19 protein-coding genes, 5 tRNA genes and 1 pseudogene are annotated in these 24,667 nt (G+C 70.1%); 12 read left to right on the forward strand and 13 right to left on the reverse strand.

What is annotated here, in order from left to right:
• The first annotated feature begins 16 nt into the window (after positions 1-16).
• Both QA802_RS20010 and QA802_RS20015 read left to right on the forward strand, forming a co-directional pair.
• Positions 17-553, forward strand: coding sequence for a MarR family winged helix-turn-helix transcriptional regulator (locus tag QA802_RS20010; RefSeq protein ID WP_334524524.1), 537 nt, complete (start codon positions 17-19; stop codon positions 551-553).
• 180 nt (positions 554-733) lie between these two features.
• Entirely contained in the window at positions 734-1,375 is a 642-nt protein-coding gene (locus QA802_RS20015) for a GTP cyclohydrolase II (RefSeq protein WP_334524527.1), read from the forward strand.
• On the opposite strand, the gene QA802_RS20020 is transcribed toward QA802_RS20015, so the two are convergent.
• Together QA802_RS20020 and QA802_RS20025 are read right to left on the reverse strand one after the other, a co-directional pair.
• Positions 1,362-1,682, reverse strand: a complete 321-nt coding sequence (locus QA802_RS20020) for a hypothetical protein (RefSeq protein ID WP_334524530.1) — start codon at positions 1,680-1,682, stop codon at positions 1,362-1,364. The two genes, QA802_RS20015 and QA802_RS20020, sit on opposite strands and share 14 nt — an antisense overlap.
• Positions 1,679-2,026 carry a hypothetical protein gene (locus tag QA802_RS20025; protein ID WP_334524533.1) on the reverse strand — a complete coding sequence of 116 codons (348 nt, stop codon included), beginning with the start codon at positions 2,024-2,026 and terminating at the stop codon, positions 1,679-1,681. Before QA802_RS20025 ends, QA802_RS20020 begins: the two co-directional genes overlap by 4 nt.
• Before the next feature lie 160 nt (positions 2,027-2,186).
• Here QA802_RS20025 and QA802_RS20030 point away from each other — a divergent pair, with 160 nt between their 5' ends.
• Complete coding sequence (locus tag QA802_RS20030) at positions 2,187-2,480, forward strand: GntR family transcriptional regulator (RefSeq protein WP_334524536.1); 294 nt, start codon at positions 2,187-2,189, stop codon at positions 2,478-2,480.
• A gap of 3 nt (positions 2,481-2,483) precedes the next feature.
• Here the strand turns inward: QA802_RS20030 and QA802_RS20035 are convergent, their stop codons facing one another.
• The 8 genes from QA802_RS20035 to QA802_RS20070 form a co-directional block, all read right to left on the reverse strand.
• Positions 2,484-2,933, reverse strand: a complete 450-nt coding sequence (locus QA802_RS20035) for an HIT family protein (protein ID WP_334524539.1) — start codon at positions 2,931-2,933, stop codon at positions 2,484-2,486.
• A 182-nt stretch (positions 2,934-3,115) separates the two neighbouring features.
• A complete protein-coding gene (locus QA802_RS20040) occupies positions 3,116-3,940 on the reverse strand; it encodes a hypothetical protein (RefSeq protein WP_443042150.1) in 825 nt (274 codons plus the stop codon).
• Between the two features lie 38 nt (positions 3,941-3,978).
• Positions 3,979-6,213 (reverse strand): glycoside hydrolase domain-containing protein, encoded by a 2,235-nt coding sequence (locus tag QA802_RS20045; protein ID WP_319172307.1) that lies wholly within the window; start codon positions 6,211-6,213, stop codon positions 3,979-3,981.
• Positions 6,214-6,823: 610 nt separating this feature from the next.
• Positions 6,824-6,896 (reverse strand) — tRNA-Lys (locus QA802_RS20050).
• Positions 6,897-7,039: 143 nt separating this feature from the next.
• Positions 7,040-8,593: an amino acid permease gene (locus tag QA802_RS20055; RefSeq protein ID WP_334524546.1), complete on the reverse strand. Its 1,554-nt coding sequence runs from the start codon at positions 8,591-8,593 to the stop codon at positions 7,040-7,042.
• A gap of 154 nt (positions 8,594-8,747) precedes the next feature.
• Complete coding sequence (locus tag QA802_RS20060) at positions 8,748-11,012, reverse strand: DEAD/DEAH box helicase (protein ID WP_334524547.1); 2,265 nt, start codon at positions 11,010-11,012, stop codon at positions 8,748-8,750.
• Between the two features lie 323 nt (positions 11,013-11,335).
• Complete coding sequence (locus QA802_RS20065; RefSeq protein WP_334524548.1) at positions 11,336-11,875, reverse strand: hypothetical protein; 540 nt, start codon at positions 11,873-11,875, stop codon at positions 11,336-11,338.
• 99 nt (positions 11,876-11,974) lie between these two features.
• A complete protein-coding gene (locus QA802_RS20070) occupies positions 11,975-12,325 on the reverse strand; it encodes a metallopeptidase family protein (protein ID WP_319172251.1) in 351 nt (116 codons plus the stop codon).
• An 84-nt stretch (positions 12,326-12,409) separates the two neighbouring features.
• Between QA802_RS20070 and QA802_RS20075 the strand changes: the two genes are divergently transcribed.
• From QA802_RS20075 to QA802_RS20105, 7 genes and pseudogenes are all read left to right on the forward strand, one after another.
• Positions 12,410-14,080, forward strand: a complete 1,671-nt coding sequence (locus QA802_RS20075) for a metallophosphoesterase family protein (RefSeq protein ID WP_334524554.1) — start codon at positions 12,410-12,412, stop codon at positions 14,078-14,080.
• A gap of 80 nt (positions 14,081-14,160) precedes the next feature.
• Positions 14,161-14,233, forward strand: a tRNA-Glu gene (locus QA802_RS20080).
• 38 nt (positions 14,234-14,271) lie between these two features.
• Positions 14,272-14,346: transfer RNA gene (locus QA802_RS20085), tRNA-Asp, on the forward strand.
• A 24-nt stretch (positions 14,347-14,370) separates the two neighbouring features.
• A tRNA-Phe gene (locus QA802_RS20090) sits at positions 14,371-14,447 on the forward strand.
• A gap of 153 nt (positions 14,448-14,600) precedes the next feature.
• Positions 14,601-18,587: an ATP-dependent RNA helicase HrpA gene (gene hrpA / locus QA802_RS20095; RefSeq protein ID WP_334524557.1), complete on the forward strand. Its 3,987-nt coding sequence runs from the start codon at positions 14,601-14,603 to the stop codon at positions 18,585-18,587.
• Between the two features lie 95 nt (positions 18,588-18,682).
• Positions 18,683-18,757 (forward strand) — tRNA-Asp (locus QA802_RS20100).
• A gap of 329 nt (positions 18,758-19,086) precedes the next feature.
• Positions 19,087-19,254: pseudogene (locus tag QA802_RS20105) on the forward strand (DUF6274 family protein); the annotation flags it as partial.
• Between the two features lie 607 nt (positions 19,255-19,861).
• Here QA802_RS20105 and bldC read toward each other — a convergent pair.
• Both bldC and QA802_RS20115 read right to left on the reverse strand, forming a co-directional pair.
• The gene (gene bldC, locus QA802_RS20110) at positions 19,862-20,068 is read right to left on the reverse strand and encodes a developmental transcriptional regulator BldC (RefSeq protein WP_003949541.1); all 207 of its coding nucleotides are present in this window, start codon (positions 20,066-20,068) and stop codon (positions 19,862-19,864) included.
• A 624-nt stretch (positions 20,069-20,692) separates the two neighbouring features.
• Complete coding sequence (locus QA802_RS20115; RefSeq protein WP_334524560.1) at positions 20,693-21,535, reverse strand: DUF8083 family protein; 843 nt, start codon at positions 21,533-21,535, stop codon at positions 20,693-20,695.
• A gap of 188 nt (positions 21,536-21,723) precedes the next feature.
• Here QA802_RS20115 and QA802_RS20120 point away from each other — a divergent pair, with 188 nt between their 5' ends.
• Both QA802_RS20120 and QA802_RS20125 read left to right on the forward strand, forming a co-directional pair.
• Positions 21,724-22,827 (forward strand): Leu/Phe/Val dehydrogenase, encoded by a 1,104-nt coding sequence (locus tag QA802_RS20120; RefSeq protein ID WP_334524563.1) that lies wholly within the window; start codon positions 21,724-21,726, stop codon positions 22,825-22,827.
• A gap of 310 nt (positions 22,828-23,137) precedes the next feature.
• Entirely contained in the window at positions 23,138-23,392 is a 255-nt protein-coding gene (locus QA802_RS20125; protein WP_057576334.1) for a DUF3073 domain-containing protein, read from the forward strand.
• Positions 23,393-23,568: 176 nt separating this feature from the next.
• Here QA802_RS20125 and purM read toward each other — a convergent pair whose 3' ends face one another.
• Positions 23,569-24,636 carry a phosphoribosylformylglycinamidine cyclo-ligase gene (purM, locus tag QA802_RS20130; RefSeq protein ID WP_319172258.1) on the reverse strand — a complete coding sequence of 356 codons (1,068 nt, stop codon included), beginning with the start codon at positions 24,634-24,636 and terminating at the stop codon, positions 23,569-23,571.
• Positions 24,637-24,667 lie beyond the last annotated feature (31 nt).

Consider the following 24,667-nt stretch of genomic DNA (forward strand, 5'->3'; position numbering starts at 1 on the left):
AAACTACACTGGGGGCATGACGACCCGCTGGCTCACCCCCGAGGAGCAGCGCGCCTGGCGCGCGTACATGGCCGGCTACCTCCTTCTCGAGGACGCCATCGACCGGCACCTCCAGCAGGAGGCCGGCATGCCCCACCTGTACTACTCCATCCTCGCGAACCTCTCCGAAAGCCCCGAACGGCGGCTGCGGATGACCGATCTGGCGGAGCGGCTGAAGATCACCCGCAGTCGGCTGACGTACGCGGTGACCCGCCTCGAGAAGGACGGTCTGACGCGGCGCGAGGAGTGCCGCTGGGACAAGCGTGGCAGCGTCGCCGTCCTGACGGACGAGGGCCTGGGGGTCCTGGAGAACGCGGCGCCCGGCCATGTCGAGACGGTCCGCGCCGCCCTCTTCGACCGGCTCACGCCCGAGCAGGTGGGCCAGCTGGAGGAGATCTTCACCCAGGTCGCCGCCGGCTTCCAGGGCGAGGACGACGGCGAGGCCTCCCCCTCCGCCGAGGACCTGCCGTGGCGCAGACGCTCGTCGCCCTGCTCCGGCTCCGGGACGGAGTGAGCCGCCGAGCCGGATGAGCCGGGCCACAAAGCAGTTGCTTCAACTTTAAAGCATGGGTAGGGTCTCGTCTCGCTGGGACTGCTTCAAATCTGAAGCAGACAGCGCAGACAGCGGTCAGGCACCACCCGGCTCACGCCCGGCGACGCCCGGCCCACCGCCCTCCGGACCCGGGAGACCCGCATGCCCGACACCCCCGCCGCCACCCAGCGCGCCCGCGTCCGGGTACCGCTCCGCTTCCACGACGGCTACTCCGTCGACGCCGAACTGGTCACGTTCCACGGCCTCGTCGACGGCCAGGAGCACGTCGCCGTCGTCCTCGGCGAGCCGGCCCCGGGCTCGGTCCCGCTGGTCCGGCTGCACTCCGAGTGCCTGACCGGGGACGCCTTCGGCTCCGCCCGCTGCGACTGCGGGCCCCAGCTGCGCGAGGCCGTCGAGCGGATAGCGGCGACGGGCGGCGTACTGCTCTACCTCCGCCAGGAGGGCCGCGGCATCGGCCTCTACAACAAGCTCGACGCGTACGCCCTCCAGGACCAGGGCCTCGACACCTACGAGGCGAACGCCGCGCTCGGCCTGCCCGAGGACGACCGCGACTACACGGCGGCCGCCCAGATGCTGCGCGCCCTCGGCATCACGAGCCTGGACCTGCTGTCCAACAACCCCGACAAGGCGGAGCAGTTGCGGGGACTGGGCATCGACGTCCACGACCGCGTGCCGACCGGCGTCTTCACCACCCCGCACAACGTCCGCTACCTGCGCGCGAAGGTCCTGCAGACCCAGCACACGCTCCCGCTGGCCTCCCTCACCGGTCTCAGCGCGGTCTGACGCCTTCGACGCCCGCCGCGGGCAGCCGCAATCCCCGGGACTCCGCGACGCGCAGGACGTCTCTCAGACACTCGGCGAGCCGGAGACCGGCATACCGCACCTCGGTGTACGGCGACACGGGGTCGTCCAGCAGCGGACGGGCGAGGCCGAGCACGTCGACGGCCGTGGCGAGCTGCTCGGCCTCCAACTCGTCGGCGAGACGGGACAGACGGCTGCCCTGGTCGTCGGTCACCAGGTAGCAGGGCTTGCCGTCGGGGGACGGCCAGGGCAGGAGCCGTGGGGACGAGGAGAAGGCAGGCTTCGTCATGCGGCCACCTCCTGCGCGCCGATCAGGTGCCCGTCCAGGTCGATCCCGAAGTCGGCGGCCAGGACGAGGGCGAGCCGACGACGCTGCTGGAGCGCGGCTTCCCGGTCGTGCGCGGCGAGATAGGGGCGCACGAGAACGGAGTCCGCGCCGTCAAGTGAGCCGACGAGCCCGTACGGCGAACGGTGGAGAGGGAGCTGCGCACCCACAGGTGCGGGGTCGTGCCGTACGGCGGTGAAGTGCAGGCAGAGCCTGGCCCGCTGACGATGCGTGCGACGCCGTTTCCCGGTGCCGGGCGCGAGAAGAAGACGCATCCATTCGAGGGTGCGACGGATAAGGTCATGCATGTCGACGCTCCTTATGCAGCGTTGGCCACGCCCCGGGAGGTCTAGCTCACCTCGCCGGGGTCTTTCCATCTTGGAAGCTACACCGGTCTATAGCCCTCTACATACAAGTAGAGAGGGATCCACACGATCGTGCACATCATTACCGCTCTACGTTGGACAAATGAGCGATACAGAAGAGTCGGACGCCACCCTGGACCCGATGAGCGCGCGGCCCCTCTACGTGCAGCTGGCCGACGTCATCGCCAAGAAGATCGCCGCTGGGGAGCTGGCTCCGGACAGACCGATCCCCTCGGAGAACCACCTCGCCGACGAGTACGGCGTGGCGCGGCTCACGGCACGGAGGGCCGCACAGGAACTCCGCGAGCGCGGACTCATCGTCACCGTGCGCGGCAAGGGATCCTTCGTCGTCGAGCAGCCGTCCGGCGACGCGCCCGAGGAGGGCGAACGCAGCTGACCGTCACTGAAGTCGAGCCCGGAGAAGACGGGCCGTCCGGTCGGCCTGGTCGGCCGTCACCCACTCCGCCTCGGGCCGCCGGAGCAGCTCGAAGACGCCGGGCCCACGATGTTCCGGCGGCAGGTCCGCCATGCGCGGGACGATGTGGAAGTGCACGTGCGCGAAGCCTTCGGCTTCGGCGAACTGGACGACGTAGGTCTTGGTGCAACCCGTGATGCTCCGGAGCGCCCGGGAGAGCTTGACCTGCCACATCCCCAGGGCAGACGCCTCGGCGTCGGTGAGGTCGTGGACTGCGACGACGTGCCGCCGGGGCAGCAGCACCAGCCAGCCGGGCACCGCCGTGTTGAAGGAATGGGCCACCCGCCAGTGCTGGTCGTGCACGACGCACTCGCGTGGTGAAAGGTCGTCGAACTCTTCTTCCTTGCGGCAGGTGTAGCAGTCGGGAGTCGTCATGACCCGAGATCGTAGAACCGTCCTCGCCACTCCACTCGGGCCCGCTCACCGGCTCACCGCGGCAGCGCGGGAGCCACGCGGCGGGCCACCGAGCGGCAGCTTCGGGCCCCCAGCCCGGGGGCCCCGCACCCTCCCCGCTCAGCACGGGCCGACAGTGGCGGGGAGGGGCAGCGGCGTGACCCTTACGCCGCGGTGCTCTGGCGACGTGCCAGAGCTTCGGCGGCCTTGCGCCGGCTGCCGGAGAGCACGTTCACCTGGGCACCGGCCCCGGCTCCGGGCTCCAGCTGCCAGCCCCGGATCCGCGCCGCGACCTGGGCCAGCCGCTTGTCGCCGGGCCGTACGTCGACGGAGAACAGCGCCTCGTCGGGCGTACGGTCGTCGCCGCCCCACCGGACGACGCCGTCGAGTTCGGCGAGGATGTCGCGAATCACGACCTCCTGCTGCGGGAAGAAGCCGCCTCGTACGCCCACCGGGTAGAAGTCCGGCCGGACGTGCACGGCCGTGCCCGACGCCAGGTTGGACTCCGCGCGGCCCTTGCGGACCTTCGACGGGGCGCGCCAGCCGGTCACGTCACCTCGGCGCAAGGAGTCGACCTCGTAGTGGAACCGGCGTACCAGGTGGACGAGAACGGTCTCCACGTCGCCCATACGGACCGCGACGCCCTTGAGCGGGGTGCCAGGGACGGGACGGGTGTAGACGGTGCCGCCGTCGTCGGCGACGTTCTCCATCTCCCAGCCGTTGTGGGAGCGCGTCCCCGCCAGCACGCGCCGGGTACGGTCCCGGGCGCTGCTGACGGCGTCCCGTACACGGGACGGAATGGTGCCGTCCTGGTCGGCCTGTGCGGAGGAGAGGAAGCGGGAGAAGGGCAGTGCGGCGACGGCGGCGGCGCCGGTGACGGCGGCGGCACGGCCGAGCAGAGCACGCCGGCCCATGCCACGGCGGTGCGAGGGCGCCGACGACTGCCGACCACGGTTGCTGCGGGGAATCTGGGGGATGTTGAGCTTCAACGGAGTCTCATTCCGGAGTTCAGACGGGCGCGCATGGGTCAGGCGTTGCGCGCGATGCTGTTGTACTTCTCGAAGAGCTGGTAGACGGCCAAGCTCTGGTGCGTCTGCGCCTCCTGGTCGGGGTCCCAGGCGCGGTAGCGGCGCAGGAGTTCGGTGATCTCGAATTCGGCGAGGCCGAGGCGCATGGTCCGCGGGGTGGTGACGCGGTCGCCGGGGGGCAGCCGGCCGCCCGGCCGGCCCCGTACGTCCCACAGGTGGATCAGGGCCACGGTGCGCACGGTGAACGCGTTGTCCTTGTTCAGCCGCTGCCACACGGACCAGATGTCGGCGTCCCTACCCGCATCGAGGTGCTTGCCGGTCGTGTAGCCCCAGCCGATGCAGTGGTTCCAGGCCTGGATGGCGTCGGTGCCGCTGATCTCGGCGATACCGGTGTGCGAGTCCTTGACGGTGCCGGAACCGGAGAGGTGATAGCCGACGACCTTCTGGTCCGCGGCCTGGTCGGCAAGGCTGTACTCGCGCATCGCCCAGTAGACCGCCGTCTGGATCAGGGACTTGCGCATGCTGTACGTGTTCGACAGCTGGGTGATCAGCTCGTCCTGGTCCTGGAGCACGTCGACGGCCTGGGAGTTGGAGTAGAGCTTCGCGTCGCTGCCGATGCCGCCCAGGTCGGGGTAGCCGATCGACTGCATGTACCGGGAGAGGTCGGCGCGCAGGGCCGGCAGGTAGCCGCGGTCGAAGGCGACGTCCGGCACGGCGGGGCGCGGCGGGTTGAAGGAGCCCTGCCCGGTGTCGCGCCCCGAGGCGATGTCGATGTCGATGTCCAGTTGCGCGTCGCCCGAGCCGAGGGTGCGGATGACGAACTGGTCGTAGGCCCAGTCGTCGGGCAGCTGATGACCGGCGTTCCCCACGTAGCCCGAGGACATGTCGGCCAGGAAGCTCGCCGTCGAGTAGCCGGCCGCGCCGACCCGTGCGCAGACGTTGCGGGAGCCGTACACGCCTATCTCGTACGGATTGCCGGAGTCCGCCATCGCTTCGTTGATTCCCTTGAAGTGGGGCAGGACGTTCGCGGTGATCTGGTCGTCGACCGCGTCGAAGTCGACGGCGAAGAAGATCCGTGTCCCGTTCTTGAAGCCGTGGTCCAAGGCGGCGTTGATGGCGCCGTACCCGGCGGTACGCCCGGCCGCGTAGTCGAAGGCGGAGGCGTCGTCGCCGGTGGTCTGGTAGATGGGAAAACAGCGCAGGCCGTTCTCGGCGATCGTCTGCAGTTCTCCGGGCTGGATCGCCTTCTCCGGCAGGGACTTGCCGCTCGGGTTGGTGAGGTAGCGCCCGACGTACTTGATGCCGGCCGCCTTCAGCGTCGCCGCGCGTGCGGGCGTGATCTTCACGATGCCGTCGCAGGCCTGGCCCTGGCGGGCCTGGTCGCCGAACGACGCCAGCAGGGACGCCCACGTGGAGAAGTCGCCGTCACCGGTCGACGGGAGGGCGACGAAGGTCTGGAATGCCCGGACAGCGGCGGCCAGAGGAGACTCGAAGGAGTCGGAAAAGGCGACGGGCCGCCGGTTGAGGACCATCCCCGCCGAGAACAGGGACACCCACACACTCTGGTCGCCCTGCTTCACGGGGTGCGACTTCAGGCCCCCCTGGGTACCGGGCCCGAAGTTGCCGTTGGCAGTGCCGTCCGCCATCCCCAACTCGTACTGGATGCCGAAAAGCAGCCCCTTGAAGGTGGCTCCGGAGACCTGCCCGTCGCTGGCGACGACGAAGTAGTCCTGGCGGTTCACGTACCGGCCGTTGAGCCACCGCTGCACGCCGCGGACCTGGTCGGAGCCGGAACCGGTGACGACATACGCGTCCATGGTCAGCAAAGCCTTGAACACCTTGGGCGTCAGGTCACTGCCGGGAAACGCCTTCTCGACGCCCATGTCGGTCTTCAGTCTGGTCACGGCCGCCTGGACGCGTGCGCCGTACGTGCCGTCGAGGTCGCTTCCGTCGTACCCCTTGCAGTACAGGCCCGCCTGGATGAGCCGGCAGAAGTCCGGGGAGGGGACGGTGTCCTGATCGAGTTTCGGGTACTTGGCGGTCAGTGTGGAGAGCGTGCCGGGGCCGAAGCTGTCGGACGTGGGAGTGATGTCCAGCTCGTACTGCAGGGCACGGGTCAGGGCGTACATGGTGGCCCAGTCGGCCTCGCCGCTCTCCTCCACGGTCGTGCCGGTACGGCTGCCGTAGACGGAGTTCACGAATCTCTGGGCCTTGAGCACCATCGCGTCACGCATGGGGGGGTTCACTCACTTTCGAGGGAGTGACCGAGCCCGTCGCAGCCCTTTAACCAGGTTCCCCCCCGGCGCCGGGCAAATGGTCGATCTCGTGGTGAGCTTGATCGTATGTCGGGTTAAACCTCTGACCGTGAGGCACTTGGGAGGATTCGGGGAGGTTCCTGTGATCACGGGGAACCCCCGGTTCATCCCGCAGGCAGACGTCGGTGGGCCCCCGCCCGCCGACAGCGGCCGCCGCACTCCGTTCACGCCCCGGGTGATCAGGCGCATCAGCTGATCCGGGATCGCCGCCACGTCCGCCGGCATCCTCGAATCCGTCCGGTACCCCGAGTACGCCCTCCCCGGCCGCCCCTTGTTCTTCCCGCCGAGCAGGCCTGGTCGGCCCTCTTGGATCCGAAGGCCGCGGCTGAACTCCTGAACGAGGAATGCGCTGGGATTCTCTCCCCGACGCGGGCCCAGAGTCGATGGCCCCCGGAATGGAACGCGCTCATGCCGAATCGGCACATCCGATCAGGCAGACGGACTCCGCAGATGTCGTGGCCCCGACCAGGAGGACTGGTCGGGGCCACGGAACCGCTGGTCAGAACCACAGAGTGGCCCTGGCCTCCGGTAGGCCCTGTGGGACTCGAACCCACAACCAATGGATTAAAAGTCCACTGCTCTGCCAATTGAGCTAAGGGCCCCGGCGATGCTGCCTCCCCGAGCATAGCGGGAGGCGGCCGTGTCTCCGATCGGGTATCGGGGACACGGCCGCGTCGAAGGTCGGGAAGCGGACCGGAAGCGGACCGGAAGCGGGCAACAGTGGACCCGAAGAGGGCGGGATCTGTCACTGGTTAGGCGGTTTGGCGGGCGCGCCCGCCCGTGCGGCCTCTCTGGCGAGGGTCTTCTCGTGCTCGGGGTTGAGGAACCAGTTGCGCGCCGAGAGCTGCCACCAGCCGCCCGCGAAGCCCAGGACGACCAGGACGGCGATCGGGGCGTAGTTGAACGTCTCCCAGGTCACCGGGGAGACCTGGGGCAGCATGAACAGGACGGTGATGACGACCACCCATGCGACCGCCACCACCCCGATCGCCTTCGACCAGCGGCCCAGGTGCCACGGGCCCCGCACGAAGGCGTCGCCCTTGCGTACACGCAGCAGCGTCGGGATGACGTACGCGATGTAGAGGCCGATGACGGCGATGGAGGTCACGGCCGCGTACGCGGTCACGTTGATCAGGTAGGGCAGGCCCAGCACCAGCGCGCCGCCCGCCGCCAGCCAGACCGCCGCGACAGGCGTGCGGGTGCGCGGGCTGACCGTGTGCCAGACGTGGGAGAAGGGCAGCGCCCCGTCGCGCGAGAAGGCGTAGATCATGCGGCTGTTGGCGGTCACCGACGCCATCCCGCAGAACAACTGGGCGCCGATGACGACGAGCAGCAGCAGCTTGCCGGCGGTCGCGCCGAGCGCGTCGAGCAGGATCTGGGCGGGCGGCGCGCCGGTCGGCGAGGCGAGGGCGGCGTCGTAGGACTGGATGGCGTACGTGAAGCCGAGCAGAAGGACGAAGCCGGCGATCCACGAGGTCCAGATGGACTGCACGATGCCCTTGGGTCCGGCCGTCGACGCGTCGTGCGTCTCCTCCGTCATGTGGGCGGAGGCGTCGTAGCCGGTGAAGGTGTACTGGGCCATCAGCAGGCCGAGCAGGACGACGTACACCCCGCTGCCCCAGCCCGTGTTGTTGACGAACTCGCCGAACACGAAGGACGTCGACTGGTGCTTGTCGGGGACGAAGGCCAGCGCCCCGACGATGACGCCCACCCCGAGCACGTGCCACCACACGCTCACGCTGTTGAGGAGGGCGACGATCCGGACGCCGAAGGTGTTCAGCAGGCCGTGCAGCACCAGGATCCCGGCGAAGAGCAGGACCGTCCGGCCGGGCGTCACCTCGAAGTCGAACTGGAGGTTCAGGTACGCGCCGAGGAAGGACGCGGCCCCGAAGTCGATGCCGGCGGTCACCGCGACCTGCCCGAGCACGTTGAACCAGCCGGTGAACCAGGCCCAGGCCGCGGCCGAGCGCGGGGGCGCCAGCCGGTGCGCCCAGAAGTACAGGCCGGCCGACGTCGGGTACGCGGAACAGATCTCCGCCATCGCCAGGCCCACGACCAGCGTCATCAGGCCGACGGCCACCCAGCCCCAGGTGATCACCGCCGGGCCGCCGGTGTTCATGCCGAACAGGTACAGCGTCAGACAGCCGGACAGGACCGAGATGATCGTGAAGGAGACCGCGTAGTTGGAGAACGCCGACATGCGGCGGGCGAGAACCTGGGTGTAGCCGAGCTGGGCCAGCCGCTCTTCGTCCGAGAGGTTCCCGGGAGAGCTGCCGCCCACAGTGCCGTCATCTGTCATGCCCCCAGCAATTCCCACACCAGGGGGGTGACACACGTCACAACTTGGCCAGAAAGTGCCCTTGCGGCTCCTGGGCGGAAAACGCCGTGGCCCCCACCGGTCGGTCGGTGGGGGCCACGGCGTTCACTCTGGTGAGCCGGCGTCAGCGGGTGCGTCAGCCGTTGCGCTTCCAGCGCGGCTTGTCGTCGCGGCGGCCGGCGCCGGGCGCGGTGCCGCGGTGGTCGTCACGACGGCCGTACGGACGCTCGTGGCCGCCGGAGCGGAAGCCCGGGCGGTCGCCCTGACGGTCGCGGTTGAACGGGCGGTCGCTGCCACGGTGGGTGGACGGGCGCTCGTCGCGGCGGTCGCGGTTGAAGCCACCCGACTGACGGTCGTCGCGGCGGAAGCCGCCGGAGGGACGCTCATCACGACGGTCACGGTTGAAGCCGCCCGAGGGACGGTCGTCGCGGCGGAAACCACCGGAGGGACGCTCGTCACGGCGGTCGTCGCGACGGTCGCGGTTGAAGCCGCCGGCCGGACGGTCGTCACGGCGCTCGAAGGAACGGCCGCCACGGTCGTCGCGGTTGAAGCCGCCGCGGTCGCCGCGGTTGTTGTCACGGTCACGGTCGCGGTTGAAGCCACCACGGTCGTCCCGACGCTCGAAGGAACGGCCACCGCGGTCGTCACGACGGTCGTCGCGACGCTCGAAGGAACGGCCGCCACGGTCGTCGCGGTTGAAGCCGCCACGGTCACCGCGGTTGAAGCCGCCACGGTCGTTGTCGCGACGCTCGAAGGAACGGCCGCCACGGTCGTCGCGACGGTCGTCACGGCGCTCGTAGTTGCCCCGCTCGTCACGGCGCTGACGCGGCTGCTCGTACGCGGGACGCTCGGCGGGCTGCTCGGCGACCGCTGCCGCCGCGGGCACCGCGGCCTCGGCCGGCGCCTCCGCCACCGCGTCCTGCTCCACGAGCGCCTCGGCGGCCGCGACGACGGCCGCCTCCGGGTCCTCGCCACGCTCACGCGCCGCGCGGGCCACCAGACGGTCGGCCTCCTCGCGCAGCTCGCTCGCCCGGCGCTGCGCACGCTCCAGCTCCTTGGTGAGCTGCGAGACCTCGCGCTCGGCCTGCTGCGCCGCGTTGCCCGCGGACTCGGCCTGGACCTCCGTCATCGACCGGGCGCCGGTGATCTCGGCGACCTCCGGGTCGAAGGCGGCGCCGCCCTGGATGATGTGACGCCCCGCGTCGACGCCCGCGTCCTCCATCAGACGGAAGATCTGACGGCGCTGGTGCGGCAGGGAGAGCGAGACGACCGTGCCGGTGCGGCCGGCCCGCGCCGTGCGGCCCGCGCGGTGCAGGTAGTCCTTGTGGTCGCCGGCCGGGTCCACGTTCAGGACCAGGTCGATGCCGTCCACGTGGATGCCGCGGGCGGCGACGTCGGTCGCGACGAGCGCGTTGACGTAACCGTCCTTGAAGTCGGCCAGCGTGCGGGTGCGCGCGCCCTGGGTCATGCCGCCGTGCAGCGCGTCCGCCTGCACACCGGCGTCGCGCAGCTGCTCGGCGATGCGGTCGGCGCCGAGCTGGGTGCGGACGAAGATGATCGTGCGGCCCTTGCGCGAGGCGATCGCGGAGGTGACCGGCGCCTTGTCCTTGGGCTTCACGATCAGAATGTGGTGCGACATCGTCGTGACGTTGCCCTGGGCGCTGTCGACCTCGTGCGTGACCGGGTCGCTCAGGTAGCGCTTGACCAGCGTGGAGATCTCGTTCTCCATCGTGGCGGAGAACAGCATGCGCTGACCGCCGGCCGGCACCTGGTCGAGCAGCTCGGTGACCTCGGGCAGGAAGCCCAGGTCGGACATCTGGTCGGCCTCGTCGAGGACGGCGATCTGCACGTTCTCGAGGGAGCAGGCGCCGCGGTTGATGATGTCGCGCAGCCGGCCCGGGGTGGCGACGAGGATGTCGACGCCGCGCTCCAGCGCGTAGATCTGGTTGCTCATCGACGTACCGCCGCAGACGACCTTCATCTTCAGGCCGAGGACGTCGCCGTAGGGCTGCAGCGCGTCCGCGACCTGCATCGCCAGCTCACGGGTCGGCGTGAGGATGACGGCGCGCGGCTTGCGCTTCTCGGTGTGCCCGCCGGCCAGCGTGGCCAGGGTCGGCAGACCGAAGGAGAGGGTCTTGCCGGAGCCGGTGCGGCCACGGCCGAGGATGTCCTTGCCGGCCAGGGCGTCCGGGATGGTCGCGGCCTGGATCGGGAAGGGGCTGGTCACGCCGTTCTGCGCGAGCTTGCGCACGACGCCCTCGGGGAGACCGAGGTCGGCGAAGGTGAGTTCGGGGGTCTCGACGGAGGCCTCGGCGGCCTCGGTGACCTCGATCGCCGCTTCGTCGATCGTCGCGCCGTCGTTCTCGGGCATGACGGCGTGATCAGTACTGGAAATGGACATGCGAATGCGAAACCTTCCGGAGTCTCTTCGGCACGCGCCCGTCAACTCCGTGTTCGCATTGCAAGGACCGCCTCTATGCGGTCAGCCACGGCAAGGGAGAGTACGCGCCACACGGCGCGCTCTGCAGTGGCGCCGGGCAAATGGGATCAAACGATCTACTACCATACGCACCCCGGTCGCGGAAGGCAAACCGAGGCCATCGCCGCAGCTCAGCACGGTGCCGACACTGGTGCCGGCGCTGGTGTCGGTGCTGATTCCAGCTGGTGTCGGCGGCCGTGCCGAAGGCCCGGGCCCTGGCCGGCTGGACCATGGCTGGACCGCGACTAGACCGGCACACCGGCCTCCGGGGCGGGCTCCCGGTCCACCAGCTGGGGCGCCGTCCCGTCGCCGCCCTCGTGCGCCGACTCCGAGGGCTCGGCGATCGTCGGCTCCGGCGTGGCGGACGGCGGCTGCGGCGTGGGCGCCGACGGCTCCGGGTCCGGGGACCGGGTGGGCGCGGGCGGCTGCGCCCCGCTCGGCTTCGGCACGCCCGGCCTGTCGCTCCGTCCGGGCCGGACCGCCCCGGGCGAAGCCGCGGCGCTCCCGCCCGCCGACGGCGAGGCCGCCGCGGACGCCGAAGCGCTCGCCCGCCCCTCGGCGCCCTTCCCGTGCCCGTGCCTGCCGTCGCCGCCCGCCGCGCCCACGCCGGACCCGCCGCCCGCGCCCCGCGAGTCGCCGCCCCCCGCCTCACCGCCCCGCCGGTCGGCGGAGTGCGAGGGCTGCGCCCGGCCGCCGTCGTCGTCCCCCACGCTCATACAGCCGGCTGCCGCTGCGACGGTCATGACCGTCGCAGCCAGACGGACGGAAAGGTACAAGGGGCGCACGGGGCCACCTCCGGGGCAGACGTAAAAGAAGTCACGGTGCCCAACTCCCCCCGCCCACAAGAGGACACGCACGGGTCGCGCGCCCCTGCGCCGGACGGCTCAGCCGTACCCGAGGGCGTGCAGCCGGGCGTCGTCGATGCCGAAGTGGTGGGCGATCTCGTGCACCACCGTCACCTCGGTCTCCGCGACTACGTCCGCCCGGGTCTCGCACATCCGCAGCGTCGGCCCCCGGTAGATCGTGATGCGGTCCGGCAGGACCCCGGCGTACCACTCGCCGCGATCGGTCAGCGGGGTCCCCTCGTAAAGCCCGAGCAGCTCGGGATCGTCCGCCGGCGGTTCGTCCTCGACGAACACCGCGACGTTGTCCATCAACCGCGTCAGCTCCGGCGGAATCCGGTCCAGCGCCTCGGCCACCAGTTCCTCGAACTCCTCGCGCGTCATCTCCAGCACAGGCCCATTGTCGGGCACGCCGCCTCCGGGGGGAGCGTGCGAACGGCCCGCATATCCGCGCCCGGACCGGGGCATACGCCACCAATGGTCCGTGTCCGCCTCCCCACCGCAGTCCTCCCCGCCGCAGTCCGGCGACGCCTCGAGCCCGCACGGCGCCGGAACACCGTCCCCGAACTCGCCGCCGCCCCACGGCCGTGGCTGCGCGCCTTCGGCCTGACCGCCGTCGTCCTCGTCGGCGCCTGGCTCGGGCTGCTGATCGTCGGGAACGTCCGCGTCCCCGTCGGCCCCATGGACACCACGATGACTCTGCGCCCCTCCTTCAGCGGAGGGACGAAGATCAACGTCTCCCCGCTGGGCGCGCTCAGCCTGGACAGCCACAACGCGCCGGTCCGCCTCGACGTGAACGTCGACCAGCTCGACCCCGCCCGCTCCCAGGCCCTGGTCGACCATCCCGAACGTCTCTCCGGTCTCCAGGACGAGGTCGCCCGGGACGTCGAGCACGGCACCCTCGACCTCGCGCTCCGCTCCTGCGTCGCCGTCGTCTCCGGCGCCGTCACGCTCGGCCTCGCGGTCTACCGCCGGCCGCGCCGCGCCCTCGCCGCCGGCGGCCTGGCGCTCGCCTTGCTGGCCGCTTCGGGCGCCACCGCCTACGCCACCTGGAACCCCAAGTCGGTGCTGGAGCCCCGGTTCTCCGGCCTGCTCTCCTCCGCGCCGTCGCTCGTCGGCAACGCGCGCAGCATCGTCACCGAGTTCGACGTCTACCAGCAGGAACTCGCCCGCCTGGTCACCAACGTCACCAAGCTCTACGACGTGACCTCCACGCTGCCCGTCTACGCGCCGGACCCGACCACCGTGCGCGTCCTGCACGTCTCCGACATCCATCTCAACCCAGCGAGCTGGAAGATCATCAGCTCGCTGGTGGAGCAGTACAAGGTCGACGTCATCGTCGACTCCGGCGACACCATGGACCACGGCAGCGCGGCCGAGAACGGCTTTCTGGACCCCATCGCCACGCTGGGCGCGCCGTACGTGTGGGTCAGGGGCAACCACGACTCCCTCGTCACCCAGCGCTACCTCGAGCGGATGAAGAACGTGCACGTCCTCGACGGCGGCCGCGCGGTCAGCGTCGCCGGACTGCGGTTCGCCGGCATCGGCGACCCGCAGTTCACCCCCGACCGCTCGACCGCGCCGGGCGCCGTCGTGTCGCAGGAGGTGGCGGGCGCACGGCTGGCCGAGGCCCTGCGCGCGCAGCGGGCGGCCGGCGTCCCGGCCGACGTGGCCGTGGTCCACGAGCCCTCGGCCGCCCGCAGCACCGACGGCGAGGTGCCCCTCGTCCTGTCCGGCCACCTCCACCACGAGCAGACGGAGGTCATGAGGAAAGGCACCCGGCTGCGCGTCGAGGGGTCTACCGGCGGCAGCGGGCTGCGGGCCGTGGAGGGCAAGTACCCCGACCCGATCGAGGCGTCGATCCTCTACTTCGACCGCGGCACCCGCCGCCTACAGGCCTGGGACGAGATCAAGCTCGGCGGTCTGGGCCTGACGACGGCCGAGGTGAGCCGCCACCTCCCGAAGGAGAACCAGCCGGGCGCCGCACCCTCCCCCAGCTCCCCCAGCCCGTCCCCCGGCTCAGCCTCCAGCCCGTCCCCCGGCTCGCCTTCCGGCCCGGCCCCGAGCCCCGCTTCGCGCCCGTCCGCCCCGCCCTCCGCTACCCCCTCCCCGACCCCCTCCGGGACCGCCTCCCGGAAGGCCCCGTAAACCGTTTTGGCGATACCCCCCGGCATCCCATATGCTCATGACGTCCCCGACGCGCTGAGAAGCGCCCAGGCGGGCCGATAGCCCTCATCGTCTAGCGGCCTAGGACGCCGCCCTTTCAAGGCGGTAGCACGGGTTCGAATCCCGTTGGGGGCACGCAACACCGTGTGCGACACTGTCGTACGCAACAGCTTGGTCCTGTGGAGCAGTTTGGAGTGCTCGCCACCCTGTCAAGGTGGAGGCCGCGGGTTCAAATCCCGTCAGGACCGCTGAGGTTTCACGTGAAACCTCGTGGCTGGGTAGCTCAGTTGGTACGAGCGATCGCCTGAAAAGCGATAGGTCGCCGGTTCGACCCCGGCCCCAGCCACCAGAACGAAAAACCCTCTCCGGGCTCCGGAGGGGGTTTTCGTCATAGTGCGCCAGGCCGGGTGCACCGGACGGGGGCGCAAGGCGGGCTGCGCCGGGCGGGCCCGCCCAAAAGCGCTCGCCGCTTTTTCGGCCGGGATGAGATCCTGGACCGCGTATGTCTACGCACCCCGCCCCCGGCGCCTCCGTTCCGGGCACTCCCGCCGCCGATGGTTTCAGCGGCCTCGCCTCCCGCCTGACCGAGCTGTCCCTGCGCGATGCGCACCGGCTCGGGCGCAGGCTCGAAGGCGCGCGCAGGATCCGCAAGCCGGAGGCCCGTGCCGCCGTCCTCGCCGAGATCGGGGCGGAGGTCGCCCGGGTCGAGGAACGGGCGGCCCTGCGACGCGGCCGCGTGCCGGCCGTGTCGTACCCCGAGCAGCTCCCGGTCAGTCAGAAGAAGGACGAGATCGCGGCCGCCATCCGCGATCATCAGGTCGTCATCGTCGCCGGTGAGACCGGCTCCGGCAAGACCACGCAGATTCCCAAGATCTGTCTCGAGCTGGGGCGTGGCGTCCGCGGCATGATCGGGCACACACAGCCCCGTCGTATCGCCGCCCGCACCGTGGCCGAGCGCGTCGCGGAGGAGCTGCGGACCCCGCTCGGCGAGGCCGTCGGGTGGAAGGTGAGGTTCACCGACCAGGTGAACCCGGACGCCACCTTCGTGAAGCTGATGACGGACGGCATCCTCCTCGCGGAGATCCAGACCGACCGCGAGCTGCGCGCCTACGACACGATCATCATCGACGAGGCCCACGAGCGGTCCCTCAACATCGACTTCCTGCTGGGCTATCTCGCCCAGCTGCTCCCCCGGCGGCCGGACCTCAAGGTCGTCATCACCTCCGCCACCATCGACCCGGAGCGCTTCTCCCGGCACTTCGGCGACGCACCCATCGTCGAGGTCAGCGGGCGCACGTACCCGGTCGAGGTCCGCTACCGGCCGCTCCTCGAGGAGGACTCCGAGGACTCCGACCGCGACCAGATCACCGCCATCTGCGACGCCGTCGAGGAGCTCCAGGCCGAGGGACAGGGCGACATCCTCGTCTTCCTCTCCGGCGAGCGGGAGATCCGCGACACGGCCGACGCGCTGGAGAAGAAGAAGTTCAGGTTCACGGAGGTGCTGCCCCTCTACGCCCGGCTCTCGCACGCCGAGCAGCACCGGGTCTTCCAGCAGCACACGGGCCGCAGGATCGTGCTGGCGACGAACGTGGCCGAGACGTCCCTGACCGTCCCGGGCATCAAGTACGTCATCGACCCCGGCTTCGCCCGCATCAGCCGCTACAGCCACCGCACCAAGGTCCAGCGGCTGCCCATCGAGCCGATCTCGCAGGCCAGCGCCAACCAGCGCAAGGGCCGCTGCGGCCGCACCAGCGACGGCATCTGCATCCGGCTGTACGACGAGGACGACTTCGTCGCCCGCCCGGAGTTCACGGACGCGGAGATCCTGCGCACCAACCTGGCGAGCGTCATCCTGCAGATGACCGCGGCCGGCCTCGGCGACATCGAGAAGTTCCCGTTCATCGACCCGCCGGACCACCGCAACATCCGGGACGGCGTCCAGCTGCTCCAGGAGCTGAACGCGCTGGACCCCGCCGAGAAGGACCCGCGCAAGCGGCTCACCGAGACCGGCCGCAAGCTGGCCCAGCTGCCGGTCGACCCGCGGCTCGCCCGTATGGTCCTGGAGGCCGACAAGAACGGCTGCGTCCGCGAGGTCATGGTCATAGCCGCCGCGCTGTCCATCCAGGACCCGCGTGAGCGCCCCGCCGACAAGCAGACGCAGGCCGACCAGCAGCACGCCCGCTTCAAGGACGAGACGAGCGATTTCCTCGCCTACCTCAACCTGTGGCGGTACGTCCGCGAGCAGCAGAAGGAGCGGGGCTCCTCCTCCTTCCGGCGGATGTGCAAGCAGGAGTACCTGAACTTCCTGCGCATCCGTGAGTGGCAGGACATCTATACGCAGCTGCGCACGGTCGCCAAGCAGATGGGCATCCACCTGAACGAGGAGGACGCGCCCGAGCAGAGCGTCCACGTCTCCCTCCTCGCCGGTCTGCTGTCGCACATCGGCATGAAGGATGTGAAGGACGGCACCAAGAACGAGTACCTGGGCGCGCGCAGCGCCAAGTTCGCGATCTTCCCGGGGTCTGCCCTCTTCAAGAAGCAGCCCCGGTTCGTGATGTCCGCCGAGCTGGTGGAGACGAGCCGGCTGTGGGCCCGCGTCAACGCGAGGATCGAGCCGGAGTGGGTCGAGCCGCTCGCCGGGCATCTGCTGAAGCGGACGTACAGCGAGCCGCGCTGGGAGAAGGACCAGGCGGCCGTGATGGCGGACGAGAAGGTCACGCTGTACGGCGTCCCGATCATCGCCCAGCGCAAGGTCAACTACGGCCGGATCGACCCGGAGACCTCCCGCGACCTGTTCATCCGCAACGCGCTCGTCGAGGGCGACTGGCGCACGCACCACAAGTTCTTCTCCGACAACCGCCGGCTCCTCAGCGAGGTCGAGGAGCTGGAGCACCGCGCGCGGCGCCGGGACATCGTGGTCGACGACGAGACGCTGTTCGACTTCTACGACCAGCGGGTGCCCGAACACGTCGTGTCGGGGGCTCACTTCGACTCGTGGTGGAAGCACGCACGGCACGAGCGGCCCGACCTCCTCGACTTCGAGCGGGAGATGCTCATCCGGGAGTCGGCGGAGGCGGTCACCAAGGCCGACTATCCGGACTCCTGGCGGCAGGGCCCGCTGAAGTTCCGTGTCACGTACCAGTTCGAGCCGGGCGCGGACGCGGACGGCGTGACCGTCCACATCCCGCTCCAGGTGCTCAACCAGGTCACGGACGAGGGCTTCGACTGGCAGATCCCCGGGCTGCGGGAGGAGGTCGTCACGGAGCTGATCCGTTCCCTCCCCAAGCCGATCCGGCGCAACTACGTGCCCGCCCCGAACTTCGCGAAGCGTTTCCTGGACCAGGCCGTCCCGTTGCAGGAGCCGCTGACGGCTGCCATGGCCCGAGAGCTCAAACGGATGGTCGGCGTCCCCTTCGAGGCCGACGACTTCGACTGGTCGAGACTCCCCGACCACCTGAAGATCACCTTCCGGATCGTCGACGAGCGGCGCCGCAAGCTGGCCGAGGACAAGGACCTGGAGTCCCTGAAGCTGCGGCTGAAGCCGAAGGCCAGGCAGGCCATCTCCCAGGCGGCAGCGGCCACCGCCGAACGGCAGGGCGGCGAGTCCCTGGAACGCTCGGGCCTGACGGACTGGACGATCGGCACCCTCACCCGCGTCTTCGAGACCCGCCGCGCCGGCCAGCCGGTCAAGGCGTACCCGGCACTCGTCGACGACGGGCCGACGGCGAACACCGTCTCCGTACGCCTCTTCGACACGGAGGCGGAACAGGCCGAGGCCATGTGGAAGGGCACCCGCCGGCTGATCCTGCGGTCCATCCCGGTCAACCCGGCAAAGTTCGCATCCGAAAAGTTGACGAACGTTCAAAAGCTCGCGATGTCCGCGAATCCGCACGGCTCCGTCCAGGCGCTGTTCGACGACTGCGCGATGGCGGCGGCGGACCGGCTGATCGCCGACTTCGGCGGCCCCGCCTGGGACGAGGAGTCGTACCGCAAGCTGTACGAGAAGGTGCGCGCGGAGATCGTCGACACGACCGTGCGGGCGGTCGCCCAGGTGCACCAGGTCCTCGCGGCCTGGCAGGCCTGCGAGCGCCGCCTGAAGGGCGTGCGCAGCCCCGTGCTGCTCGCGAACCTGGCGGACGTGCGGGGACAGCTGGACGCCCTGGTGAAGCCCGGCTTCGTGACCTGGGCGGGGCTGCGCCGACTGCCCGACCTCATGCGCTACCTGGTGGCGGCGGACCGGAGACTGCAGCAGATGCCGACCGGCGTGCAACGGGACACCGCGCGCATGGAGAAGGTGCACGAGATGCAGGACGAGTACGCCTGGCTGCTGGAGCAGTTGCCGGCGGGCCGGCCGGTTCCCCAGCAGGTCCTGGACATCCGCTGGATGATCGAGGAACTCCGGGTCAGCTATTTCGCCCACGCGCTGGGCACGGCGTACCCCGTCTCCGACAAGCGGATCGTGAAGGCGATCGACGCGGCGGCACCGTGACGGACCCTGCACGGAGAGTGAGTTCGACCACCGGGCTCACCCTCCTGTACAGTCCTTCTCGCAGCGCAACGCAACATCAAGTGCCGCAAAAGCAAGGTCCTGTGGAGCAGTTTGGAGTGCTCGCCACCCTGTCAAGGTGGAGGCCGCGGGTTCAAATCCCGTCAGGACCGCAGTGAAGGACCGAGGCCCGTTTCCCGACAAGGGACGCGGGCCTCAGCCATGAGACGGACAACCTGCGCGCCACCCCCCACACGGCCCAGCCGGAGGCCGCGCCCGCGGCGGAGCCGCCATCGGAAACAGCAAATCCCGTCAGGACCGCAGTGAAGGACCGAGGCCCGTTTCCCGACAAGGGACGCGGGCCTCACCCATGTGACGGACAACCTCGTTTTCCGCCCACCGGCTGCCGCTACCGCCCTGCGGCGCCCTTGACGGCGTCACATTCGGCCGGTACCCCAGAACTCAGGGCCCGTTCCCCGCGGCGCCCGCGTGGAGGTGGGGCATGACGGCGTCGGTCAGGCACGAGACGCGGGCCCTGCTCCGCGCGCACTTGTCGGCCGCGTCGTCCTACCGGCACCTGACCCGTCACTGCCCGATCTGCCACCGTTTGCTGAAACTGGCGATGGACGGCGCGCCTTGGGGCGTCCAGGCCCCCGCAGGGCCCCCCGAGAGGCTCACGGAGGGCATCGCCGACAGAACCGCCCAGCGGATCACCCAGGAGACCGCCGAGGGCGAGAGCCTCCCGCCCCGCGACACGGACGCGGCGGAGCGGGCCGGCGCAACGAACGCGGCGGACGCCACCGACGCCCGCCCGGTGTGAGTGGTGGGCCGCGGACCGTACCCACGGCCGGACTCCTGTGGCACAGTGAGGTTCAATCGTCTACTAGCGCACGTGACTGGCCGGTAACAAGCCCTTTGGTATGTGACGGGTGTCACTGCATGAGTTTTGAAAACCCGGGTTCTTACCACTCTCCTACAACTGGTCAATTTAATATGTGCAATTGCACCACTCCGGAGGATGCCCCCCGGAACCCTCCCAGAGCCTCCCCAGACTCCGACAAGGTCGCTCACAGAGCCACCTGATACCACCTGGGGAGCGGTCCCAAGCGCGCTCGAGCGCACAAAAAAGATCGCGCCGGACTCCGTGGAGTCCAGCGCGATCGACGACGTCTCCCTATGGGCGAGGGCCCTGTTGGGGCAGGACCCACGTCGCTTGGTGCCTGGTTTCGGGCGTGCGCTCAGGTGGGTGCACCTGGGGATTGCCCGATATGCGGTTGTCAGGCCTCGCTGCGCTGCTGCGGGATACCCGCGAGCAGTGCGCGGACCTCAGCCTCGCGATAACGGCGATGCCCGCCGAGCGTGCGGATCGACGTGAGCTTGCCGGCCTTCGCCCACCGCGTGACCGTCTTGGGGTCGACGCGGAACATCGTGGCGACCTCAGCCGGGGTCAGCAGCGGCTCAGCATCAGGGGTGCGAGCGGTCATGAGCGGCCTCCTCGGGAGAACCGATCGTTCTCGGTTCTTTCCTCTAAATTCTGCACCTTGACCCGCGTTGCCCGAAATGGCGGATGCGGGTCGAGTCGGTTATAGGACGAACGGCTTGTCCTCGGCACTACAACTACACCATCCGTCCAGCCTCGTCGGCCAAACCGATGGAATTGCCCCCCAGGTGTTCATCGGCGACGGAAGCCGATGGACCATGCCATAGCGGACAGTCACACCACTGTGACGATCAGTCACAGGGTGATCGCGAGCCGCCAGACCCCGCAAAGCGTGCAATGCTGAGCTTTCCCCCCACGATGGAGCATAAGTAGGCGGACGGAGTCCTCCCCGGACTCCTTGTCCTATTTTGGCACGAGGAGGGGCAACCGGCGCAAGGGCCGTGTACGTGCGGTCCGTCACCCTTGCGACAAAAGCCCGGATCAGGGACCTACGTCCCGTCAGTTCCGTGAAGTGCCGCCGACCGTACGCTGTTCGACGGCCTCGCGGCCGTGACGTACGTCACCAAATGACAGCGCTGTCGCATCTGTCACATCGTCAGCTCACAGCACGATCGACCCTGGTGCGGTCGGCTCGATCGGCTCGATCGGCTCGATCGGCTCGGCTCGGTCAGTTCGCCGAGCGCCGGTCCCGTACCGACCGCCACCGCTCCACGAGCCGCGCGTACGCCTCGCCCGCCGCCGCGCCGTCCCCGGCCCGCAGCGCCTCGATGCCCTCGGCCACGTCCCTCGCCGAGTGATCTTCCTCGAGATCCCCGGCCGGCAGCATGTGCACCAGGCCGCCGTAATCCAGTTCCACCAGCGAACGCGGATGGAATTCCTCCAGCCAGCGGCCCACGTCCAGCAGGCCCTCGATGAGCGGCCCCTCGTCCATGGAGTCCTTCAGCGTGCGCAGCGACCGGGCCACCCGGCGACGCGCCTGGACCATCGGCGTGCGGTAGCGCAGCACCGGGGCGACCTCCCCGGTCCCCTTCTCGTACGCGCGCTCCTCGTCGGCGACCAGCACGAACCAGTGGAGCGGCACCTGCCAGGCCGCCGTGCGGATCCACGGGCGGGCGTCGGGGTTGCTCTCCAGCCAGCGTTCGTGGTCCTGGGCGGCCTGCCGGCGCACCACCTCGGGGAGCGCCGCCTCCAGCACCGGCCGGGGCAGCTCGTCGTCCACCTCGGCCAGGGCCAGCCAGCCGCGCAGCCGGGTGCGCCAGGGGCAGACGCAGAGCACGCCGTCCACCTCGGTCACGAACGCGTCGCCGCTCTCCTGCACCGGGGCCGCGACCGGCGGGGTGGGCAGCAGTCCGGCCAGCGAGCGGCGCAGCTCGTCCTGGTAGGAGGGCAGCTCGGGACGGCGGGCGTAGCGGGCCCAGTGGGTGCGCTCGGGCTCGGGGAAAGCGGCCAGCGGCTCGTACACGCGCAGATAGACCGCGTACGGGACGATCACCGAGGACACCTTGGGCACGCCCTGTCCCTCCCCTTTCGGCCGACGGGGAAACCCCTGCGAATCGTCCCACGGCGGCACTCCGGGAGAAGGTGATCCCCCGCACTGCGAGATCGGCGGGCCGTGCAGGCTCTACGCTCAGAACACAGGCCCGCCACCCTTACGGTGCCTGTGTCCCGACCGCCGCTAGTCACCCGGGAGTCACCACAGTGACCGACGTATCCGGCGCACCTGCTGATGTACTGCGCACCCTGTTCCACTCGGACCAGGGTGGTCATGAGCAAGTCGTGCTCTGCCAGGACCGTGCGAGCGGCCTCAAGGCCGTCATCGCCCTGCACTCCACCGCTCTGGGCCCCGCCCTCGGCGGCACCCGCTTCTACCCGTACGCGACCGAGGCGGAGGCCGTCGCCGACGCGCTGAACCTCGCGCGCGGGATGTCGTACAAGAACGCCATGGCCGGGCTGGACCACGGCGGCGGCAAGGCCGTGATCATCGGTGATCCCGACACGATCAAGTCCGAAGAGCTGCTGCTCGCCTACGGCCGTTTCGTGGCCTCCCTCGGCGGTCGTTATGTGACCGCCTGCGACGTCGGCACCTACGTCGCCGACATGGACGTCGTGGCGCGCGAGTGCCGCTGGACGACCGGACGCTCGCCGGAGAACGGCGGCGCGGGCGACTCCTCCGTACTGACCGCCTTCGGCGTCTACCAGGGCATGCGGGCCTCCGCACAGCACCTGTGGGGCGACCCGTCGCTGCGCGGCCGCACCGTCGGCATCGCGGGCGTCGGCAAGGTCGGCCACCACCTCGTCCGGCATCTGCGGGAGGAGGGCGCGCAGGTCGTGATCACGGACGTCCGCGAGGACGCGGTGCGCAGGATCCTCGAGCGGCATCCGGAGGGCGTGACGGCCGTCGCGGACACCGAGGCGCTGATCCGGGTCGAGGGTCTGGACATCTACGCCCCCTGCGCTCTCGGAGGGGCGCTCGACGACCACTCGGTGCCGGTGCTGACGGCGAGAGTCGTCTGCGGGGCGGCCAACAACCAGCTCGCCCATCCGGGCGTGGAGAAGGACCTCGCCGACCGCGGGATCCTCTACGCGCCGGACTACGTGGTGAACGCCGGCGGGGTCGTCCAGGTCGCCGACGAGCTGCACGGCTTCGACTTCGACCGGTGCAGGGCGAAGGCGGCGATGATCTTCGACACCACGCTCGGAATCTTCGCACGTGCGAAGGAGGACGGGATTCCGCCGGCCGCCGCGGCCGACCGGATCGCCGAGCAGCGGATGCACGAGGCGGCTCGGGCGCGCGGCTGGTGATCTTCCGGCGGGGCCTCAGGGCGTCCCGTCCGGGGGTTTCGGCGGTACCGGCCGGTGGAAAGTTAGAGAGAACTCTCACTCCTCCCGGCGGGTCGCCCGCCGATAAGTGGTTAAAATCGCCACTGACCAGCGAGGACGGGGCGCTCGAAGGGTGCTGCGCACACGCGCGTGGTACGGGCGACGTACCGTACGGGCGTGGGCTCAGGTACCGTGGGAGCCCTACGACGGGCTCTCCATGGAGAGGCCGTCCTGGATCATGAACGCGTGTCAACCTGGGGCCGTCGAGCCCCGTCGTTGAGGGGGTCGAGCCATGGGGCGCGGCCGGGCCAAGGCCAAGCAAGCGAAGGTCGCCCGCCAGCTGAAGTACAACAGCGGCGGGACTGATCTCTCGCGCCTGGCCGAAGAGCTGGGCGCATCGCCATCGAACATTCCGCCGAACGGTCAACCGTTCGAGGATGATGACGATGAGCAAGACGACGACCCGTACGCCCGGTACGCCGAGCTGTACGGGGACGACGACGAGGATGACGGCGAGGACTCCTCGCAACACCGTCGCGGCGCTTGACCTGGTATTGAGCACTCACCCGGTCGGTGACTTCGGTCGCCGACCGGGTCTTGTGCTGCCCACGTGGTCTCGCCCGCCTTCCGGCGGTGGCGGTCCCCGTGGTCCTGCCGGTCCCCGTGGTCCTGGCGGTCCTGCCAGTCCCAACGGTCCTGGCAGTCCTGCCGGTCCCGCCGGTGCTACGCGGCGTAGTCCCCCACCAGCTCCGCGCCGGTCGGGTGCTCGCCGCGCTCGGTGATCTCGCCGGCGACCCAGGCCTCGACGCCGCGGTCGGCCAGCGTCGCGAGCGCGACGTCCGCCGACTCCTCGGGCACGATCGCCATCATGCCGACGCCCATGTTGAGGGTCTTCTCCAGCTCCAGGCGCTCGACCGAGCCGGTCCTGCCGACCAGGTCGAAGATCGGAGCCGGGGTCCAGGTGGAGCGGTCCACGACGGCGTGCAGGCCGTCCGGGATCACGCGGGCCAGGTTGGCCGCGAGACCGCCGCCGGTGATGTGCGAGAAGGCGTGCACGTCCGTGGTGCGAGTGAGGGCCAGGCAGTCCAGCGAGTAGATCTTGGTGGGCTCAAGGAGCTCCTCGCCGAGCGTGCGGCCGAGCTCGTCGATCCGCGCGTCCAGGGACAGGCCGGCCTGGTTCAGCAGGACGTGCCGGACCAGCGAGTACCCGTTCGAGTGAAGGCCGGAGGCCGCCATGGCGATCACCGCGTCCCCGGTGCGGATGCGGTCCGGCCCGAGCAGCCGGTCGGCCTCCACGACGCCCGTGCCGGCGCCGGCGACGTCGAAGTCGTCCTCGCCGAGGAGGCCCGGGTGCTCGGCCGTCTCGCCGCCGACCAGGGCGCAGCCGGCGAGCACACAGCCCTCGGCGATGCCCTTGACGATGGCGGCGACCCGCTCGGGGTGGACCTTGCCGACGCAGATGTAGTCGGTCATGAACAGCGGTTCGGCGCCGCACACCACGATGTCGTCCATGACCATGGCGACCAGGTCGTGGCCGATGGTGTCGTACACGCCGAGCCGGCGCGCGATGTCGACCTTGGTGCCGACGCCGTCCGTGGCGGAGGCGAGCAGGGGACGCTCGTAGCGCTTGAGGGCGGAGGCGTCGAAGAGGCCGGCGAAGCCGCCGAGGCCGCCCAGGACCTCGGGGCGCTGCGTCTTCTTCACCCACTCCTTCATCAGCTCGACGGCGCGGTCGCCGGCTTCGATGTCGACGCCCGCGGCTGCGTAGCTGGCACCAGTTGTCTCAGACATGACGGTGAGAACTTTCGTGTCGTACGGCGGG

Origin of the sequence: Streptomyces sp. B21-105, assembly GCF_036898465.1 — a bacterium.
Classification (GTDB): domain Bacteria; phylum Actinomycetota; class Actinomycetes; order Streptomycetales; family Streptomycetaceae; genus Streptomyces.

Coding starts and splice junctions, on each gene's coding strand:
- QA802_RS20010 (WP_334524524.1), top strand. CDS start 17: ATGACGACCCGCTGGCTCACCCCCGAGGAGCAGCGCGCCTGGCGCGCG.
- QA802_RS20015 (WP_334524527.1), top strand. CDS start 734: ATGCCCGACACCCCCGCCGCCACCCAGCGCGCCCGCGTCCGGGTACCG.
- QA802_RS20020 (WP_334524530.1), bottom strand. CDS start 1,682: ATGACGAAGCCTGCCTTCTCCTCGTCCCCACGGCTCCTGCCCTGGCCG.
- QA802_RS20025 (WP_334524533.1), bottom strand. CDS start 2,026: ATGCATGACCTTATCCGTCGCACCCTCGAATGGATGCGTCTTCTTCTC.
- QA802_RS20030 (WP_334524536.1), top strand. CDS start 2,187: ATGAGCGATACAGAAGAGTCGGACGCCACCCTGGACCCGATGAGCGCG.
- QA802_RS20035 (WP_334524539.1), bottom strand. CDS start 2,933: ATGACGACTCCCGACTGCTACACCTGCCGCAAGGAAGAAGAGTTCGAC.
- QA802_RS20045 (WP_319172307.1), bottom strand. CDS start 6,213: ATGCGTGACGCGATGGTGCTCAAGGCCCAGAGATTCGTGAACTCCGTC.
- QA802_RS20055 (WP_334524546.1), bottom strand. CDS start 8,593: ATGACAGATGACGGCACTGTGGGCGGCAGCTCTCCCGGGAACCTCTCG.
- QA802_RS20060 (WP_334524547.1), bottom strand. CDS start 11,012: ATGTCCATTTCCAGTACTGATCACGCCGTCATGCCCGAGAACGACGGC.
- QA802_RS20075 (WP_334524554.1), top strand. CDS start 12,410: ATGGTCCGTGTCCGCCTCCCCACCGCAGTCCTCCCCGCCGCAGTCCGG.
- hrpA (WP_334524557.1), top strand. CDS start 14,601: ATGTCTACGCACCCCGCCCCCGGCGCCTCCGTTCCGGGCACTCCCGCC.
- bldC (WP_003949541.1), bottom strand. CDS start 20,068: ATGACCGCTCGCACCCCTGATGCTGAGCCGCTGCTGACCCCGGCTGAG.
- QA802_RS20125 (WP_057576334.1), top strand. CDS start 23,138: ATGGGGCGCGGCCGGGCCAAGGCCAAGCAAGCGAAGGTCGCCCGCCAG.
- purM (WP_319172258.1), bottom strand. CDS start 24,636: ATGTCTGAGACAACTGGTGCCAGCTACGCAGCCGCGGGCGTCGACATC.